The organism is Hymenobacter artigasi, assembly GCF_012275535.1.
GTDB lineage: Bacteria > Bacteroidota > Bacteroidia > Cytophagales > Hymenobacteraceae > Hymenobacter > Hymenobacter artigasi.
On the sequence record NZ_JAAVTK010000011.1, the window covers coordinates 128,227 to 146,675 of the forward strand.

Annotated in this window: 16 protein-coding genes; 10 read left to right on the plus strand and 6 right to left on the minus strand. The window is 61.2% G+C overall.

Going from position 1 to position 18,449, the window contains the following annotated elements; genetic code table 11:
- Positions 1-82: 82 nt before the first annotated feature.
- Positions 83-1,516 carry a D-alanyl-D-alanine carboxypeptidase gene (locus tag HBN54_RS17010; RefSeq protein ID WP_168674423.1) on the minus strand — a complete coding sequence of 478 codons (1,434 nt, stop codon included), beginning with the start codon at positions 1,514-1,516 and terminating at the stop codon, positions 83-85.
- A gap of 233 nt (positions 1,517-1,749) precedes the next feature.
- Here HBN54_RS17010 and HBN54_RS17015 point away from each other — a divergent pair, with 233 nt between their 5' ends.
- Positions 1,750-2,856, plus strand: a complete 1,107-nt coding sequence (locus tag HBN54_RS17015) for an NADH:flavin oxidoreductase (protein ID WP_168674424.1) — start codon at positions 1,750-1,752, stop codon at positions 2,854-2,856.
- A 53-nt stretch (positions 2,857-2,909) separates the two neighbouring features.
- Here the strand turns inward: HBN54_RS17015 and HBN54_RS17020 are convergent, their stop codons facing one another.
- Positions 2,910-4,517, minus strand: coding sequence for a Na+/H+ antiporter (locus HBN54_RS17020; protein ID WP_168674425.1), 1,608 nt, complete (start codon positions 4,515-4,517; stop codon positions 2,910-2,912).
- 117 nt (positions 4,518-4,634) lie between these two features.
- Positions 4,635-4,808 (minus strand): hypothetical protein, encoded by a 174-nt coding sequence (locus HBN54_RS17025; RefSeq protein WP_168674426.1) that lies wholly within the window; start codon positions 4,806-4,808, stop codon positions 4,635-4,637.
- A gap of 218 nt (positions 4,809-5,026) precedes the next feature.
- Between HBN54_RS17025 and HBN54_RS17030 the strand changes: the two genes are divergently transcribed.
- The 3 genes from HBN54_RS17030 (at position 5,027) to HBN54_RS17040 (ending at position 9,437) form a co-directional block, all read left to right on the plus strand.
- Complete coding sequence (locus HBN54_RS17030; protein WP_168674427.1) at positions 5,027-6,673, plus strand: CTP synthase; 1,647 nt, start codon at positions 5,027-5,029, stop codon at positions 6,671-6,673.
- A gap of 208 nt (positions 6,674-6,881) precedes the next feature.
- Complete coding sequence (yidC, locus tag HBN54_RS17035) at positions 6,882-8,666, plus strand: membrane protein insertase YidC (RefSeq protein ID WP_168674428.1); 1,785 nt, start codon at positions 6,882-6,884, stop codon at positions 8,664-8,666.
- 234 nt (positions 8,667-8,900) lie between these two features.
- Positions 8,901-9,437 (plus strand): DUF6438 domain-containing protein, encoded by a 537-nt coding sequence (locus tag HBN54_RS17040; RefSeq protein ID WP_168674429.1) that lies wholly within the window; start codon positions 8,901-8,903, stop codon positions 9,435-9,437.
- A gap of 123 nt (positions 9,438-9,560) precedes the next feature.
- Here HBN54_RS17040 and HBN54_RS17045 read toward each other — a convergent pair whose 3' ends face one another.
- Positions 9,561-10,382, minus strand: a complete 822-nt coding sequence (locus tag HBN54_RS17045) for an alpha/beta hydrolase (protein ID WP_168674430.1) — start codon at positions 10,380-10,382, stop codon at positions 9,561-9,563.
- A 27-nt stretch (positions 10,383-10,409) separates the two neighbouring features.
- On the minus strand, positions 10,410-12,104 hold the full coding sequence (locus tag HBN54_RS17050; RefSeq protein ID WP_168674431.1) for an ABC transporter substrate-binding protein: 1,695 nt from the start codon (positions 12,102-12,104) through the stop codon (positions 10,410-10,412).
- Positions 12,105-12,282: 178 nt separating this feature from the next.
- Between HBN54_RS17050 and HBN54_RS17055 the strand changes: the two genes are divergently transcribed.
- The 6 genes from HBN54_RS17055 to lepB all read left to right on the plus strand — a co-directional run bounded on the left by HBN54_RS17055 (position 12,283) and on the right by lepB (position 17,598).
- Positions 12,283-13,089 (plus strand): ParA family protein, encoded by an 807-nt coding sequence (locus HBN54_RS17055; RefSeq protein WP_168674432.1) that lies wholly within the window; start codon positions 12,283-12,285, stop codon positions 13,087-13,089.
- A gap of 3 nt (positions 13,090-13,092) precedes the next feature.
- Positions 13,093-13,482 (plus strand): hypothetical protein, encoded by a 390-nt coding sequence (locus HBN54_RS17060; protein ID WP_168674433.1) that lies wholly within the window; start codon positions 13,093-13,095, stop codon positions 13,480-13,482.
- Positions 13,483-13,752: 270 nt separating this feature from the next.
- Positions 13,753-14,736 (plus strand): ParB/RepB/Spo0J family partition protein, encoded by a 984-nt coding sequence (locus tag HBN54_RS17065; RefSeq protein WP_168674434.1) that lies wholly within the window; start codon positions 13,753-13,755, stop codon positions 14,734-14,736.
- A gap of 79 nt (positions 14,737-14,815) precedes the next feature.
- Complete coding sequence (locus tag HBN54_RS17070; protein WP_168674435.1) at positions 14,816-15,571, plus strand: DUF5683 domain-containing protein; 756 nt, start codon at positions 14,816-14,818, stop codon at positions 15,569-15,571.
- A 60-nt stretch (positions 15,572-15,631) separates the two neighbouring features.
- The gene (dapB, locus tag HBN54_RS17075) at positions 15,632-16,351 is read left to right on the plus strand and encodes a 4-hydroxy-tetrahydrodipicolinate reductase (protein ID WP_168674436.1); all 720 of its coding nucleotides are present in this window, start codon (positions 15,632-15,634) and stop codon (positions 16,349-16,351) included.
- A 95-nt stretch (positions 16,352-16,446) separates the two neighbouring features.
- Entirely contained in the window at positions 16,447-17,598 is a 1,152-nt protein-coding gene (lepB, locus tag HBN54_RS17080) for a signal peptidase I (protein ID WP_168674437.1), read from the plus strand.
- A gap of 82 nt (positions 17,599-17,680) precedes the next feature.
- Here lepB and HBN54_RS17085 read toward each other — a convergent pair whose 3' ends face one another.
- Entirely contained in the window at positions 17,681-18,343 is a 663-nt protein-coding gene (locus HBN54_RS17085; RefSeq protein ID WP_168674438.1) for a uracil-DNA glycosylase, read from the minus strand.
- Between the last annotated feature and the right edge of the window lie 106 nt (positions 18,344-18,449).

The window sequence follows — 18,449 nt, forward strand, 5'->3', positions numbered from 1 at the left end:
TGCAGCCTTGTCGTGCCAAAGGCCCGGCTATTTCAACGCCCAAGGCCACGCCGGTGCATGGCCCCTCCTTTACTAGAGCTTACTACAGCCGCTCGCGCACCTGGCGCAGCACCCGCTCTACCTCGTTGCGCATGGGGCCGCTCTCCACCACGTGGTTGTTGTTCATAAACGTGAAGGCCACCAGCCGGCCGCTTTTGGTGCGCAGGTAGCCGCACACGTTCAGGTTATTGCTAAGGGTGCCGGTTTTGCCCCACACCCAGGGGCCGGTGGCGTCGTGGTAGCGCTTGCGCAGGGTGCCCTGGCCGCCGCCGGCCGCCAGCAGGCTTAGCAGGCGGCGCTCGGGCACTTCCTGATGCAGCTTGAGGAGCAGGCCGGTGAGGCTGCGCGGAGTGACGAGGTTGAGGCGCGACAGGCCCGAGCCATCGACCCACAAAACCGGGTCGGGCAGCGTGCCGAGCAGGTTTTTGCGGGCGTAGCGAATCACGCGGCCGGTACTGAGCGAGTCGCGGTAGCCGATTTTGGTGCTGCACATCAGCAACAGCTGCTCGGCCAGGAAATTGTCGCTCACGCGCAGCATGCGGCGGTAGAGCGAATCCACGCGCAGCCCGTGGAGCGTGCGGATGGAGTCCTGTCCGGGCCGGGGCCGCCAGATGGCGCTGCTGGTGGCCCGGCGCAGGGTGTCGCCCAGCAGCCGCAGCATCAGCCCGCGGCTCGTCATGAAAGGCGTTTCATCGACCCACCTGCGGGCGGTGGGCAGCACGTAGAAGCGGTTTTCGTGCAGCGCACGGATGATGTGCGTGTCGGCGTCGAGGCCGGGCGTGCGCAGGTCGGCCGGGGCCGGGCCCACCAGCGGCGCAAAGTAGCGCGGCAGCACCCGAATGCGCGACTGCGGCACCAGCCCCGGCCGCACGGCCGCCACCCCGCCGTGGCGCACCGGCGCAGGCGGCGTGGCATAGAAGCGCACCGTGTTGCCATAAATCGGGAAGGCCGTGCGCTCGGCCTGGAAGTAGTAGCCGTAGTCGTCCCAGGTCCAGCCCGGGCCAAAAGGCGCAACAGTGGCAATGTCGCAGTAGGCCAGCGTTTTTTCCGGCCGGTCCAGCAGGAAGCTGTAGGCGCGGCGGCTGGGCACGTCGCCGTGCAGCAGGGTGGGGTCGCCGGTGCCCTGAAAAAACAGCGTATCGCGGCGGCTGAAGTAGCGCAGGCTGGGCAGCGAATCGGTGAGGATGTGCAGGCCGGCGTAGAGGCTGAACAGCTTCATGTTGCTGGCCGGCGTGAAGTATTTGGCCTCCTGATAGCCGTAGAACGGCCGGGTGCTGTCGGCATAAGCCAGGCTCATGCCCACCTGGTGCTGGCGCAGAATAGGCGAGGTGGCCAGCAGCGAATCGAGCCAGGGCAGCGGCTGGCCGGCCCGCACCACCAAGGGCGCACCGGCCGGCTTGTCGGTACCCGACTGGGCGCAGGCCGATAATTGGGTAATGCCCAAAGTGAGCAGCAGGAAGTAGAACGGGCGTAGCATCGGCCGCAACTTACGCAGCAAACGGGGCTGGGGTGGCTTTTTGATTTTTCAGAACGTCATGCCGAGCGTAGCCGAGGCATCTCGCGTGCAGCAGTAAACCAATCGTTGAAAAGGGTTACAAGCACAAGCGAAATGCCTCGGTTACGCTCGGCATGACGTTCTGAAAAATCAAAATCTGCCCCGCCCTGTTGTTGTCAACTTTTCCATCATACGAAGAAATTAACCCCTAAATCATGCCCTCCAACGCCTTATTCACGCCCTTCGCGCTGAAATCCCTCCACCTTAAAAACCGCATTGTGATGGCGCCCATGACCCGCTCTTTCTCGCCCAACGGCGTACCGGGCGCCGATGTGGCAGCCTACTACCGTCGCCGCGCCGAGGGCCAGGTCGGCCTCATCCTCTCCGAGGGCACGGTGGTGGAGCGCCCGGCCTCGTCCAACGACCCTAACATTCCGCATTTCTACGGCGAGCAGGCGCTGGCCGGCTGGCAGCACGTCATCGACGAAGTGCACGCCGGCGGGGGCAAAATGGGGCCGCAGCTCTGGCACATGGGCGTGATGGGCGAGCACCGCTCGGGCTGGAAGCCGTCGGAAAACTTCGAAGGCCCCTCCGGCCTGCTCAAGCCCGGCGAGGCCACGGGCAAAGCCATGACGGAAAACGACATCGCCGACACCATTGCCGCCTTCGGCCGGGCCGCCGCCGATGCCCAGCGCCTGGGTTTCGACTGTCTGGAGCTGCACGGGGCGCACGGCTACCTCATCGACCAGTTTTTCTGGGCCGGCATGAACCAGCGCACCGATGCCTACGGCGGCGACGCCCTGGCCGCCCGCAGCCGCATCGCCGTGGAACTGGTGCAGGAAGTGCGCCGCCAGGTGGGCGAGGAGTTCGTCATCAGCCTGCGCCTCTCGCAGTGGAAGCAGCAGGACTACGAGGTGAAGCTGGCCCACACGCCCCAGGAAATGGAAGCCTGGCTGCAGCCCCTGGCCGAGGCCGGCGTGGATATTTTCCACTGCTCGCAGCGCCGTTTCTGGGAGCCGGAATTCGAGAACGAAGGCTCCGATTTGAACTTCGCCGGCTGGGTGAAAAAGCTCACCGGCAAAACCACCATCACCGTGGGCTCGGTGGGCCTGTCGGGCGAGTTCCTGGCCGGCTTCGCGGGCGAAGCCTCCGAGCCGCGCGCCCTCGATGAGCTGCTGCGCCGGCTCGACCGCAACGAATTCGACCTCGTGGCCGTGGGCCGCCAGCTGATTGTGGACCCGAACTGGGTCGAAAAAATTGAGCAGGGCCGCTCCGGAGAGCTGAAAGGCTACAGCCGCGAGGCGTTGCGCACGCTGGTGTAAGCCCGGCGGTTTGTTTTTTTTAGTAGCGCGGACGGCAAAGTCCGCGCTACTTTTTACCGCTCAATGTGCTTCACCTTGGCCTCGTCCAAATCGAGTTGGGCTTCCTGCTGGCGCAGCACCTCGTCGTCGTATGAGTCGTGGTGGCGAAGATTCGTCAGGGCCTCGCGCTCCACCCGCAGCACGTCGAGCAGCACACGGTGGTACTGGCGCAGGGCATCACGCCCCGATTTGTCGGTATCAAGCGAATTGAGGGTATGGCTCGTGAGGCTCACCTCGGTTTCCATGCGCTGCTGGAGGCGGGCAACCAGTTCATTATTCTGAATTTCAGCCCTGTATTGTTTCTGCATGTACTTCACGGCGGCCGTGCGCAGGTGTAGGCGCACGCTGGCTTCCTGCTCTTCGAGCGGGTCACGGTCTTCCAGGTCTGCCACTTTGGTGAAACGAACGATGAGCGGCAGCGTGAGGCCCTGCACCACCAGCGTGACCAGAATAACCACGAAGGTGATAAACAGGATGAGGTTGCGCTGCGGGAAAGCCTGCCCGTTGGCCAGCAAAGGCACCGACAGGGCCGCCGCCAACGACACCACCCCGCGCATGCCGGCCCACCCCAGCACCAGCGGCCCCTGCCAGCCCGGGCTGGGCTCGCTCGCCCGCACGCTCCGGCTCAGCCAGCGCGGCAGGAAGGCCCCCGGATACACCCACAGCAGCCGCACGCCGATAACGACGCCACTCATAATCAGCCCATAAATGATGGCCTGCCACAGGGAGTAGTTCCCTAGCCCATTCACCACAATGGGCAGCTGCAGGCCAATAAGCATGAATACCAGCGCATTAAGCATAAACACCAGGCTCGACCACGAGCTGTTGGCCTGCAGGCGCGTGTTGGCATCGAACACCCGGTGCGAGAAATACGACATCAGCAGGCCCCCGCTCACCACGGCCAGCACCCCCGACACCTTTAGCTCCTCGGCCAGCAGGTACATCACGTAGGGCGTCATAAACGTGAGCACCGTGTTGATGTTGGCCGTGGTGGGCAGGTACTTATGCACGATATAGAAGCCGCCCGCCACCACCAGCCCCACGGCCAGCCCGCCCCCGGCCACCAGCAGAAAGCTCACCGCCGCCTGCTGCCACACAAACGTGCCCGACACCACCGCCGCCAGGGCAAACTGAAACACAATCAGGCTACTGGCATCGTTCAGCAACCCCTCTCCTTCCACGATGGAGGTGATGCGCTTGGGCACGCTCACGTCTTTGAGCACTGTGGCGGCGGCCACGGCATCGGGCGGCGAGATGATGCCGCCCAGCAGAAAGCCCAGCGCCAGCGTGAAGCCCGGAATGAGCCAATGGGCCACCACGGCCACAATGCCCGACGTGAAAACCACCAGCCCGAAGGCCAGCAGCATAATGGGCCGCCGCCAGCGCCAGAAGTCGTGCCAGGGAATATACCAGGCCCCCTCGTAGAGCAGCGGCGGCAGGAACACCAGAAAAATCACTTCGGGCGCAATCCGCACTTCCGGCAAGCCCGGCACAAAGCTGATGCCCAGCCCGCCCAGCACCAGAAAAATCGGATAGGAAATGCCGAGCTTCTGCCCCAGCATCACCAGCAGAAACGTGGCAAAGAGCAGGGCAAGCAGGAGCAGGAGGCTGGAGTGCAGCATGGGCATTGGGTTGGGTTGAACAACTCAAAGAAACGCCAGCCAGCCTGCGCCCGCGCAAAGTCGGGCCGGGCAAGCTCTTCATGCAGCGTTGCAGCACGTTCTTACCCGGCGATTCTCCTACTGGTGCCAGAGCCGCCGGCCCACCGTCGGGCGCCTGGGCCGGTCAAAAAGCACCACGTAGAGCACCCCAAGCAAGGGCGTGAGCAGCAGGGCCGTTAGCAGCCGCAGGTGCCAGTAGTGAACCGGGCTCAGCCCCCAGGCCTGGACGAGGTGATTGATGAAATGTGCCATTATTAAATGTATACATTTTCCATCAATTCTGCAATATTTCCCGAGCAATTCTGCAATCGTTTGTCCATACTGCCCCAATGTTTTTTCAAACGGCAGTATCTGCCCTGGCCCCATGAGCTTAGCGGGGCCCGGCAGGCTGCCGGGCCCTGTTTGCCGGACCCGCCCAGCGCAGATTTTCGGGCGTACCAAATTCGGCTGCCGTACTTTTGACTCCCGTCATGCCCGAACGCTCCAACCCCTCCCCCAGCGCGTCGGCAGCGAAATACATTTTCGTTACCGGCGGCGTCACTTCTTCACTCGGCAAAGGAATCATTTCCGCCTCGCTGGCCAAGCTTTTGCAGGCCCGCGGGTTCCGAGTCACCATTCAGAAGTTCGACCCCTACATCAACATCGACCCCGGCACTCTCAACCCGTACGAACACGGCGAGTGCTACGTGACCGACGACGGGGCCGAAACCGACCTCGACCTCGGCCACTACGAGCGGTTCCTGAACACGCCCACCTCGCAGGCCAACAACGTCACCACCGGCCGCATCTACGACCACGTCATCCGCCGCGAGCGCGAAGGCGCGTTCCTCGGCAAAACCGTGCAGGTGGTGCCCCACATCACCGACGAGATTAAGCGGCGCATGCTGCTGCTGGGCCAGAACGGCCAGTTCGACGTGGTGATTACCGAAATCGGCGGCTGCATCGGCGACATCGAAAGCCTGCCCTTCGTGGAGGCCGTGCGCCAGCTGCGCTGGGAATTGCCCGATGCCGACTCGCTGGTTATCCACCTCACGCTGGTACCCTATCTAAAGGCCGCCGGTGAGCTCAAAACCAAGCCCACCCAGCACTCGGTGCGCGACCTGCGCGAAGCCGGCCTGCAGCCCGACATTCTGGTCTGCCGCACCGAGCACCCGATGCCGCCCGAGATGCGCCGCAAAATCGCGCTGTTCTGCAACGTGAAAATTAACTCCGTAATCGAAAGCCTCGATGCCGACAGCATTTACTCCGTGCCGCTGCTCATGCGCAAGGAGGGCCTCGATGAGCGGGTTATCAAGCGCCTGAAACTGACCGGCGGCACTCCGCAGCCCGATTTGGAAGCCTGGAAAGATTTCCTCGGCAAGCTGAAGAACCCGACTGAGGAAGTAACCATTGCCTTGGTAGGCAAGTACGTAGAGCTGCCCGACGCCTACAAATCCATCAACGAAGCCTTTGTGCACGCCGGCGCTCAGAACGAGTGCAAGGTGACGGTGCGCAGCATCCAGTCCGACAACATCACGCCCGAAAACATTGCCGGCCTGCTGCACGGCTGCGATGGCGTGCTGGTGGCGCCCGGCTTCGGCGAGCGGGGCTTCGAGGGTAAAATTGCCGCCGTGAAATACGTGCGGGAAAACAATATTCCGTTCTTCGGCATCTGCCTGGGCATGCAGGTGGCCGTGGTGGAATACGCCCGCAACGTGCTGGGCCTGCTCGATGCCAACTCGACCGAAATGGACGCCCTCACGCCCAACCCCGTGGTGGCCATGATGGAAGAGCAGAAAAACGTAACCCTGAAAGGCGGCACCATGCGCCTCGGGGCCTACGCCTGCGACCTGCGCCGGGGCTCGAAAGCCGCCAAAGCCTACGCTAAAAACCACATCAGCGAGCGCCACCGCCATCGCTACGAATTCAACAACCAGTACCTCAAGCAGTTTGAGGATTCGGGCCTGCAAGCCACCGGCACCAATCCCGAAACGGGCCTGGTGGAAGTGGTTGAGCTGCCCACGCACCCCTGGTTTGTGGCCGGCCAGTTCCACCCCGAGCTGAAAAGCACCGTGGAAAACCCGCATCCGCTGTTCGTGCGTTTTGTGCGCGCCGCCATTCAGCACCGCAAGGGGTAGTCGGCCGCGTCGTCAGGAGTCGCCTGTCATCCTGAGCTTGCGAAGGACCTTATCACCGCTGAACGGTTTGCTGTAATGTCAAGCCATGCAAACGCGATAAGGTCCTTCGCTGAGCTCAGGATGACAGGCGACTTCATTCTTAATTCCTCATTCTTCCTTAAGCGCAGCGTCCCGCCGTACCTTTGCCCCTTCGCAACCTTTTTTACTAATGGATAGAAATTCAGCAACCGGCCTGTTCCTTATCTCGGCCTTGCTCCTCGTGTACCTGTTCTTCTTCAGCCCGAAGAACCCCGACGAAAAAGCCGCCGGCAAAACGCCGCCCGCGACCACCGCCGCTACCAAGGCCCCGGCCATTCCGTCCGTAGCCGCCCTGGCTCCGGAAACGGCCCTCGACACCACGGCCGGCGCAGCCAAGGACGTGAACCTGGCCAACGAAAACATTACCGTCACCTTCTCGACCCGTGGCGGCCGCGTAACGGCCGTGCGGATGAACAAGTACAAGACGTTCTTCGGCAAGCCGCTCGATTTGTTCGATGCCAGCAGCGCCCGCATGGACACCAAATTCCGGACCGTGGATGGCAAAACCATCCGGTTTTCGGATTTGAACTTCCAGGCCGTGCCTTCGCAGTCGGCGGCGGGCTCGGTGCTCACTTTCAGCGCCCCCGTGGCCGGCGGCAGCATCGTGCAGACCTACTCGCTGCCCGCCAATAGCTTCGAGCTGAAGTACGACCTGCGCCTGCTGGGCCTGGAGCGCACCGTGGCCCAGGAGCCGCTCACCTTCACCTTCGTGGACCAAGTGCGTCAGACCGAGCAGGACCTCAAGCAGAACCGCAACCACACCACCATCAACCATTACCTGGCCGCCGGCGACCAGGGCGCGCTGGCCGAAGCCAGCGAAAAGCCCGAGGAATACAAGGCCGCCGGCCCCGTGAAATGGGCCGCCCACAAGCACGACTTCTTCGTAGCTGGCCTCATCGCCGACCAACAGCCCTTCGCGGGTGGCGCGTTCAACGCCGACGTGAACCTGGAAGATTCCACGACCATCAAAACCCTGAGCTCGACGCTCACCATTCCGGTGGCCGAGGTGGAGCAGGGCCGTGGCCAGTACCGCTTCTTCTTCGGCCCGAACGCGTTCAACCTGCTGAAGCAGGTAACGCCGGAGTTCGACCGCAACGTGTACCTCGGCTGGGGCCTCTTCCGCTGGGTGAACCGCTTCGTGGTGCTGCCGGTGTTCCACTTCCTGGAGCAGTTCATCTCGTCCTACGGCGTAATCATCGCGCTGCTGGTGCTACTTATTAAGCTGGTAACGTGGCCGCTCACCTATAAAACCTACGAGAGCCAGGCCCGCATGAAAGTGCTGAAGCCGGAGATTGATGAGCTGAAAGCCAAGCACGGCGACGACGCCACCAAGGTGCAGCAGGAAACCATGAAGCTGTACCAGGAATTCGGCGTGAGCCCCTTGAGCGGCTGCGTGCCCACCCTGCTCACGCTGCCGATTCTGTTCGCCATGTTCCAGTTCTTCCCCAACGCCATTGAGCTGCGCCAGCAAAGTTTTCTGTGGGCCAAGGACTTGAGCAGCTATGACGTGTTCATCAAGCTGCCCTTCTACGTGAAATGGTACGGCGACCACGTTTCGATGTTCACCCTCATGATGACGGCCTCCACCCTGCTCATGACCTGGCAGAGCAACCAGACCAACACGGCCATGCAGGGCCCCATGAAGACCTACAGCTACCTGATGCCCATCATCTTCCTGTTCGTACTGAACAGCTTCGCGGCGGGCCTCACTTGGTACTACTTCGTGTCGAACGTCATCACTTTCGCGCAGCAGGCCATCACCAAGACGTTCGTGGACGACACGAAAATCCGCGCCCAGCTCGACGCCAACAAAATCAAAAACAAGGACAAGAAGCCCGGCGGCATTCAGGGCCGCATTGCCGAGGCGATGAAGGCCGCGCAGGAGCGCGAGGCCCAAGCCAAGCGCAAATCATAACCAGCACCGCCGCTATTTGAACGTCATGCTGAGCGGAGCCGAAGCATCTCGCGTGTGGTAGTAACTCAATCGATTGGATTACTATTGCACGCGAGATGCTTCGGCTCCGCTCAGCATGACGTTCTTGATTTAACTAATTCTAAAAGCCGGCAATCCGAAACCGTAGGCACGGTTTTCGTATTGCCGGCTTTTTGTTACCATCTTTCACCCCAATCTTTCTGCACCCCAACCGCCATGCGCCATTTTCCGCTCCTGCTGCTGCTCAGTTTCTTTAGCCTCAGCTTCATGCTGCCCGCCTGTGCCCAGCGTGTACATACCAAAAAAGTAAAATCGAAAACTGCCGGACAAAAGGCCGTAGCTCCCGTCCAGACGGCCACTCCTGCGGCCGAGGGCCCCGTTATCACTTTCGAGCGCACGCCCTGCTACGGCATCTGCCCGGCCTACACCATGCAGGTGTATGCCGATGGCCGCGTGGCCTACGAAGGTCGCCGCGCCGTGCCAGTGCTGGGCAAGCACGACCTGAAACTGTCCGCCGCCGCCGTGGCCGATATGCTGCGCCAGGCCAAAGAAGCCCACTTCGACACATTCGATAAGCGGTACTCGCGCAACACCTCCGACCTGCCCAGCACCGTCGTAGCCATCCGCCAGCCCAACGGCACGCTCAAAACCGTGACGGTTGAGGAAGGCGCCCCCGAAAACGTGAAAAACCTCTTCATCTATCTCGGCAACCAGTTCGACCAGCTGGCCCAGCTGAATGGCATAGAGAAGTAGGAGTAGCGGCCCAGCGCAATGCAGTGAAGCATCCGGTTACGTCTGAACCACTCGTTCGGGCGTAACCGGATGCTTCACTGCGTTACCAGCCTGGGTGTTTGATTGGCGCGGCCACCGGTGCCATTACCAGAACACCGCCCGGAAGGCCCGCAACGCCGCCGGATGGTAGATGGTGGCGTGGGTTTCCTGCGGCATGGCCTCGTAGTGCCAGTGGCCGGCGCGGGGGCCGGCGGCCTGCACCAGCTGGCGCGTGGCGGTCGTATCGCCCTGGCTGCTGGTGGCCAGGTAGGCGCTCACGGCCGGGCGGCCGGGCGCCTTCAGCCGGGTAGCAGCCTCTTTGGCCAACTGGCCATTGTTCCACCACAGGCTGGGGTCGAAGGCGAGGTAGGTATTGAAAAGCTGGGGCTCCAGCAGCAGGGTTTCGACCACGAACAGGCCAGCCAGCGACTCGCCCACAATGGCCGTTTCGGCGGTGGTGCGGTAGCGCTGCCGCACCTGCGGCATCAGCTCCTCGCGGATGAACTGCCGGTAGGCGGCCGAACCGCCCACTTTAGGCGCGATTTTGCGGTCTTCGGCCCTGGTGGTGGGGCCGGTGAGGTCGCGGCGGCGCTGGGTATTTTCGATGCCTACGAGGATGAAGGGCCGCATGGCACCATTGCCGGTCAGCACCTGCACGAGGCCCGCGATGTGCAGAAAGTCCTCCTCAATTCCGCCATCGGGCATGTACAGCACGGGCAGCCGAATGGTCGCCGAGTCGGCATAAGCCGGCGGCAGGTACACGTTGATGCGCCGGGTTTCGCCCAGGACTTTCGATGCGAGGGTGAAAGTCTGGCCGATGGTCAGCGGGCTGGCGGCGGCAGTCGCCTTGGTGGCTTGGGCGCGCACGCCCTGCTCACCGGCCACTGCCAGCACCACCGTCGAGAGCAAAACCAGCAAATTCCGCATCGTCAATACCTACTTTAATGTGAATGGTTATTCCTTACGCACGCGCTCCAGCAGCAGCTGGTTCATGGGGTTTGGGGTAAGGCCACGCACGTTGTTCTGCGTCAGGCGCACTACCTCGTCGTAATAAAGGCTGATGACGGGCGACTCCTCCACCACGATGCGGTCCATAGCCTGGTACAGCGCCGTGCGTTTGGCCACGTCCTGGGTGCGGCGGGCTTCGTCGTATAGCTTGTCGTAGGCCGCGTTTTTGAAGTGGGTTTTATCGGGGCCGGCGGGGCTGAAGTTGGGGCTGTAAAACAGGGCCAGGTAGTTTTCGGCATCCGGATAGTCGCCCAGCCAGCTTTTGGCGAAGAAGGCCACCCGGCCATTATCCACCAGGTCCTGCTGCGCGGCCGATTGGTTGATGTCAATCTGCACCTGTACGCCCACGTTGGCCCACTGCTTCTGCATGTATTCGCCTAGCTCCTTGCGTTCCAGCACGGTACTCAGGCGCAGCTTCAGGGGGCGCTGGGGGCCGTAGCCGGCGGCGCGTAGCAGCTGGCGGGCCTTTTGCGGTTGGTAGGTGTAGCCGGGTACCTCTTTTTCGGAGAACGAGGGCAGGGCCGTGGGCACAAAGCCCGAGGTACCGGCGTGGCCCACCCGGTTCAGCAGGTAGGTCAGCATTTCGGGTTTGTTGAGGGCGTAGTTCAGGGCCTGGCGCACGCGCTTGTCGCGCAGAGCCCGGCCCTGAATGGCCTGCTCCCCAATCAAATTGGCCGAATCGAGCTGAAACCCCAGGTATTCGGTGTTCAGGTACGGCGCTTTCTGCACCGTAAACTTGCCTTGAAAATCGGCCCGGATGGTGCCATCGGGGTGCATAATAAGGTCGCGCGAGCCGGCCCGGATGCCCGATAGGAAATCGAGCTTACCCTGCATAAAGGTCAGAAACTCCGTTTTGCGGTCGGGCAGGAAGCTCACCGCCACGGCATCAAGGTAGGGCAGTTTGCGGCCCTGCTGGTCGGTGCGCCAGTAGTTCGGGTTGCGCTCGTAGAGCAGGATATTGCCTTCGTCCCAGAGCTTGAACCGGAACGGCCCCGTGCCCACCGGATGCTCGCGGAAGTCCTTGCCATACTTTTCCACGGCCTCGTGCGGCACTACGTAGGCATAGGGCATTGTAAGAATGCCCAGAAACGGAATGAACGGCTCCTTTAAGTGAATGCGCAGCGTCGAGTCGTTTGCCGCCACAAACGCCGTGTCGCTGATGCTGCCATCGGGTTTCTCCAGCACCTTGCCCCGAAAAATCCAGCCGCCCGAGCTGGCCGTGGCTGCATCTAAGATTCGTTTGAAGCTGTAGACGAAGTCGGCGGCCTTCACTTCCCGGCCCTTGCCGCTGGCGAAAACATCGCTGTCGTGAAACCGCACGCCCGGCCGCAGCACGAAATTATACGTTCGCCCATCGGGCGAAATCGTGTAGCGCCGAGCCAGCGCGGGCACCGGCAACAGCGTCGAATCCAGCTCCATCAACCCGTTGAACAGCTGCGAAACGGCCCAGGAGTTGGCCTGGTTGCGGGCAAAAGCGGGGTCGAGCGAGGACAGGGCTTCGGGCTGGTTGTAGCGGAACACGCGGCGCTCGTCGGCGGCCGGGCGGGCCGCGTCGTGGCAGCCGGCCAGCACCAGCGCGCCCACCGAAAGTCCAAACAGTTTAGCCGAGCAGCCAGCCCAACGAACCAAAAAAGGGGCCATGCGAACAGGGAAAGAATGTATCTTTGTGCAATGCTACGGCAAAAGTTATTAGTTATTAGTTGTCAGTTGTTCGTTGTCAGTTGTTAGTCCGTGAGGCTCAGAAGTCCCGCGAACCAACCCTGAAGACTCAACAACCAGCAACTGACAACGAACAACTGACAACTGACAACTAACTCCAATGGGAAAAATCATCGCGGTAGCCAATCAGAAAGGCGGCGTGGGCAAAACCACTACCTCCATTAACCTCGCGGCGTCCCTGGCCGCCCTGGACTACCGGACCCTGCTCGTCGACGCCGACCCCCAGGCCAACGCCACTTCGGGCGTGGGCTACGACCCCAAGGACATCCAGAACAGCATCTACGAGTGCATGGTCGACGGCATTAATGCCCGCGACATCATTGTGCCCACCAACATTCTGCCTCACCTCGACCTCATGCCCTCCCACATCGACTTGGTGGGGGCCGAGGTGGAGATGATAAACCTGCCCAACCGCGAGGAAAAAATGAAGGAGGCCCTGCGCCCCCTCGCCGACGAGTACGATTTCATTATCATCGACTGCTCGCCCTCGCTCGGCCTCATCACCGTCAACGCCCTCACGGCGGCGCATTCGGTTATTATCCCGGTGCAGTGCGAATATTTCGCCCTCGAAGGTCTGGGTAAGCTCCTGAATACCATCAAAATCATTCAGAGCCGCCTCAACACCGAGCTCGAAATCGAAGGCATTCTGCTCACGATGTACGACGTGCGCCTACGCCTGAGCAACCAGGTGGTGGAGGAAGTGCGCATGCACTTCCAGCAGTTGGCTTTCGATACCATCATCCCCCGCAACGTGAAGCTGAGCGAATCGCCCAGCTTCGGCATCCCCGTCATTCTGCACGACGCCGAGAGCAAAGGCTCCATCAGCTACCTCAACCTGGCCCGCGAAATCGTGGAGAAAAACAGCGTGGAAGCTACTGAAGAAACGGCCGAGGACGAGCGGATTTAAGGCATGGCTTCCTACGCTGAAGCAATGGGGTTAGTGCCGGATTTTCGGATTAACTATATGCTCTTCAGTCCAGAGGAAGGTGGGCGTAAGACCCCGCATTACCAAGGCATTCGGTGGGATTTCTCATACGAAAACGAAACGATTGGCAAGCCGAATCAGGTATTTTTAATTTGGCCGGAGTTCATTTCTGATTCTAGCGAAATACTGCCGGAAAATGAAGCAATGCCCAAGCACGGCCTAGCCGATATGTTCATCGTGAACCCGGCATTTCGAGCGTTTCATGCCCAGCATATCAAGGTGGGTATGCGCGGCTATTTCAGAGAAGGGTCTAGCAAAATTGCCTTGTGCGAAGTTGTTGAGATTTTCGCGCTTCACCGGAATCCGCAATCGTAACGCAAGCCCCAGCGGGGCGACATATCGGTAGTAACCAAAGCTCCTCCAGATTCTCAAAGCCCCATCGGGGCGACATTCGTTGAACGAGTGTCGCCCCGATGGGGCTTCATCGTTCTAAGCGCCCCTCGGTTTTCTACCAATATGCCGCCCCGCTGGGGCTAATTTCAACCTCAACCGCTCGCTCCAAACTTATCGGCTTGCCCTTCGCCCAACAATCCGTAATTTTGACATCCGCTGCCGTAGGCCTTTTATGGGCCCGGCCGATGAACTATGGCTTTAGAGAAGAACGAAGAGAAATTGCAAGCTGCCCTGGCCGCCGCCGCCGCAGTGAAACGCAAGAGCGGGCTGGGCCGGGGCCTCAACGCCCTGATTGAAGGCAGCTACGAGAAAAAAGGCGACCGGCCCAACTCCGGCGACCGGCTCGTGTCGCACCCCGTCAATTCGGTGGGCTTCATTTCCGTCGAGCACATCGAGGCCAACCCCTACCAGCCCCGCACGCACTTCGACAAGGAAGCGCTGCAGGAACTGGCCGACAGCATTAAAATTCAGGGCATTATTCAGCCCGTAACGCTGCGCCAGCTCGGCACTAACTCCTACCAGCTCATCAGCGGCGAGCGCCGCCTGCAGGCCTCCAAACTGGCCGGCCTGGATACGATTCCGGCCTACATCCGCAAGGCCGACGACCAGCAGATGCTGGAAATGGCTCTGATTGAGAACATTCAGCGCGAAAACCTGAATGCCATCGAAATTGCCCTCAGCTACCAGCGCCTGCTGAGCGAGTGCAACCTGCGCCAGGAAGAATTGGGCGACCGCGTGGGCAAAAACCGCACGACCGTGACCAACTACCTGCGCCTGCTCAAGCTGCCGCCCGATGTGCAGATTGGCCTGCGCGATGCCGAAATCAGCATGGGCCATGCCCGCGCCCTCATCGGTCTCGACGATGCCAAGCTGCAGGTCGAGCTGTTTCGCAAAACCGTGGCCGAGGAGCTCTCCGTGCGCCGCGTAGAGGAGCTGGTGCGCAACGGCTACGGCCGCAACGGCACCGAGGCCAAGCCCAAGGCCGACGGCGATGCCACGCCCGCGCCGCCCGCCGTGCCGGTGGCCGAAATCCGCCGCGCCGAGCGCCACCTCACCGACCGGTTTGGCTCGCGCGTGCAGGTGCGCCCCACGCCCAAAGGCAACGGCGAAATCAAAATCGCCTTCGACTCGGTGGAGGACATGCAGCGCATTCTGCACATTCTGCAGCCGTCGTAACCCGTCCGTATCGGTGCCCGCGCCCGTTAGGGGGCGCGGAGCACGCTAAATACCGGCCCCTGCCGTTAGCTGGTTTGTTATGAAAAAACGGATTTCCTTTCTGGCCTTTGCCGGGTTGCTGCTGAGTAGCCTGCTGGCCAGCCACGCCGGCTACGCGCAGGTATTCGACCCGAACCCGGCACCCACTCGTACCCCGGCCGCTATTCTGGCCGACACCACCGAGCGCCGGGAAGTAGTGGTGACGCCCGCCGCCAAGAGGCAAAAAGCCGCCGCCGACTCGGCCAGGCGCACTGAGCATATGTTCCGGGCCTTTGGCTTCAAGGGCATCCGCCTCACGCGGCCCGGCAAGGCGGCCATGCTGGCCCTGGTGCTACCCGGCGCGGGCCAGATTTACAACCACCGCTACTGGAAGCTGCCGCTTGTATATGGTGCGCTGGGCGGCGTGATTTACGGTGAGTATTTTTACCAGAAGGGCTACAGGGAATTTGCCGACGCGTACAACAATATCACGGACAGCAAGATAAACCCGCAAACGGGCGTCGCTTATAAAGTTCTCGATGGCAACCTGGGCGACCGCGCCAAGCTGGTGCGCAGCGTAGACGGCCTCAACACCGGCGTAATATTCTACCGGGGCTACCGCGACATTTTCTACCTCTACATCGGCCTGGCCTACGGCCTGCAAATTGTGGATGCGCTGGTTGATGCCCACCTCCAGGATTTTGACGTGAGCGACGACCTGAGCCTGCACTGGGAACCCCGCATGCTGGCCGTGCCCGGGCAAACGAGCTTCCTGCCCACGGCCCCGGGCGTCATGTTTGCGCTGCGGGTCAAATAAGCATTCCGGCCATTTTTCCCTCTCCATCTGCCAGTTACTGCATTCCGACTACCTGAACAAATGAAAATTCTTCTCATCGGCTACGGCAAAATGGGCCAGACCATTGGCGCACTGGCCGCCCAGCGCGGGCACGAAATTGCGGGCATTGTGGACCTGCACGCCAGCCAGTCGAACATCCGCGATTTCACGCCGGAAACCGTCGACGTTGCCATCGAATTCACCCACCCCGACTCGGCTTTTGCCAACGTGATGACCTGCCTGGGCCAGGGCATTCCCGTGGTGTGCGGCTCCACCGGCTGGCTGCATCATTTTGAGGAAGCCCGCGCCCTCACTACCGAGCTGGGTGGCAGCTTGTTCTACGCCTCCAACTACAGCGTGGGCGTGAACCTGTTCTTCCACTTCAACGAGTACATCGCGGCCAAAATGGCCCAATACGGCGGCTACGACGTGGCGATGCGCGAAATTCACCACACCCAGAAAATCGACCAGCCCAGCGGCACCGCCCTCACGGCGGCCGAAGGCATCCTGCGCCACTTCCCCACCAAAACCACCTGGCGCAACGCCGCCGCCGAGCTGCCCGCCGAGCTGGCCATCATCAGCGAGCGCACCGGCGACGCGGTGGGTACGCACATCGTCACCTATACCTCCGACGTGGATACGCTGGAGCTGAAGCACGAGGCCCACAGCCGCGAAGGCTTTGCCCTGGGGGCCCTGCTGGCGGCCGAGTGGCTGCCCGGCCGCCCGGGCGTTTTCGGAATGAAAGAGCTGCTGGATTTGTAGTCCTTCCGGCTTCCAGGGCTGGCGCTGCGCGGCCCCGGCATTCTGCTACGTTTCTTTGCCTGATATTCATTGCCAAGCCCAAGCTTGCTCCCCCCATGTCCCTGCTCAAAACCGACCCCACTGCTCCGCCCCAGCCGACCAAAACGAAAACCCGCGAATGGGCCGATTCGCTGATTTTTGCCATCGTGGCCGCCACGCTCATCCGCTGGGCCACGTTTGAGGCGTACACGATTCCCTCCCCCAGCATGGAGTCGTCGCTGCTGGTGGGCGACTACCTGTTTGTGAGCAAGCTGCACTACGGCCCCATCACGCCCCAAACGCCCTTGCAGGTGCCCCTCACGCACCAAACCCTGTGGGGCACGGGCCTGAAAAGCTATTCCGACCTCATCCAGCTGCCCACGTTCCGGCTGCCGGGCTTCTCCGAAATCAAGCGCAACGACGTGGTGGTGTTCCATGTGCCCCACGAAACGCAATACCCCGCCGACCTGCGCACCAACTACATCAAGCGCTGCGTGGCCGTGGCCGGCGATACGCTCGAAATCAAAGACGGCAAAGTATTCCTCAACGGGAAGCCCGGCGTAACCCCTCCCGGCCTGCAAACCACCTACTTCACGCAGGTCGACAACCCCAACGATGAAGTACTGGCCGCCCTGCGCGCCCAGGGCGTGGTGGACTACGACCAGCCCGGCGGCATGCCCCAGGCCGTACCCGGCCCCACCCAGGGCACCTACGGCTACACCATCAGCTGCACGCAGGCCGCCGCCGATTACTTCAAAAAGCAGCCCTACGTGAAGGCCATGACGGTGCTCCAGCCGCAGGTTATGCTATTCCCCGACGTGGCCGATTTCCACGGCTCGATGGCCATGAGCGCCACCCCGCGCAACTGGAATCTCGATAACTATGGCCCGCTGCCCATCCCCAAAAAGGGCCAGACCATTGCCCTCTCCCCCGCCAATGCCGCCATCTACTTCAAGATAGTGGCCCGTTACGAGCACAACGAAGGCATTACCTGGCAGGATGGCATGATTTACCAGAATGGTAAAATGCTCACCAGCTACACCCTGAAGCAGAACTACTACATGATGATGGGCGACAACCGCCACAACTCGGAAGACTCGCGCTTCTGGGGCTTTGTGCCCGAAGACCATGTCGTGGGCAAGGCCGTCCTCATCTGGCTCTCAACGGACCCCAACGCCGACTTCTGGCACAAAATCCGCTGGAGCCGTTTGTTCAACATCATTCATTAGGTCAGTTAAAAGTGAGGAGTTAAGAGTTGCCAGGGCCATTCCTGCTAACTCTTAACTCCTCACTTTTAACGCTTAATTCCCTTTACCATTTCACCGGCGTCAGCTTATGCTCTGCCAGCCAGGCATTGGCTTTGCTGAATGGCTTGCTGCCGAAAAATCCTTTGTCGGCCGCGTAGGGAGAAGGATGTACCGATTTTATAACCAAGTGCTTGCGCTCATCAATGAGCTCCGATTTTTTGCCCGCGTAAGCGCCCCACAGGATGAACACGACGTGCGCTTTCTCGTTGGAAACCTTGCGAATAACCTCATCAGTAAATTCTTCCCAGCCTTTTTTCTGGTGCGAGGCCGGCTCGGTGGCGCGCACCGTGAGCGTGGCGTTCAGGAGCAGCACACCCTGCTCGGCCCAACGGTCGAGGTTGCCGTTGGGCGCGGGGGGCGTGCCGGGGATATCGGCTTGCAGCTCCTTGAAAATATTGATGAGTGAGGGTGGCGTGCGCTGCCCCTCCTGCACTGAGAATGACAGGCCGTGTGCTTGGTTTTTGCCGTGGTACGGGTCCTGCCCCAGAATTACGACCTTAACCTTATCGAACGGCGTGGCCTCGAAGGCGTGGAAAATATTGGAGCCCGCCGGGTAAACCGTGGCCGTGGCATATTCGCCTTTCACAAACGCGATGAGGCGCTGGAAATAAGGCTTTTCGAACTCGGCGGCCAATACGGGCCGCCAGCTTTCGGCTATCTTTACCATTGAAGTTTTTGAGAAAATAAACGGGATTTGTGCGGCGTTCTGGAGCCAAATTTGCGTAAAACCAATTCTGGCGGGCGGCTGTTACGCCCGCAGCTACCTCTTAGCT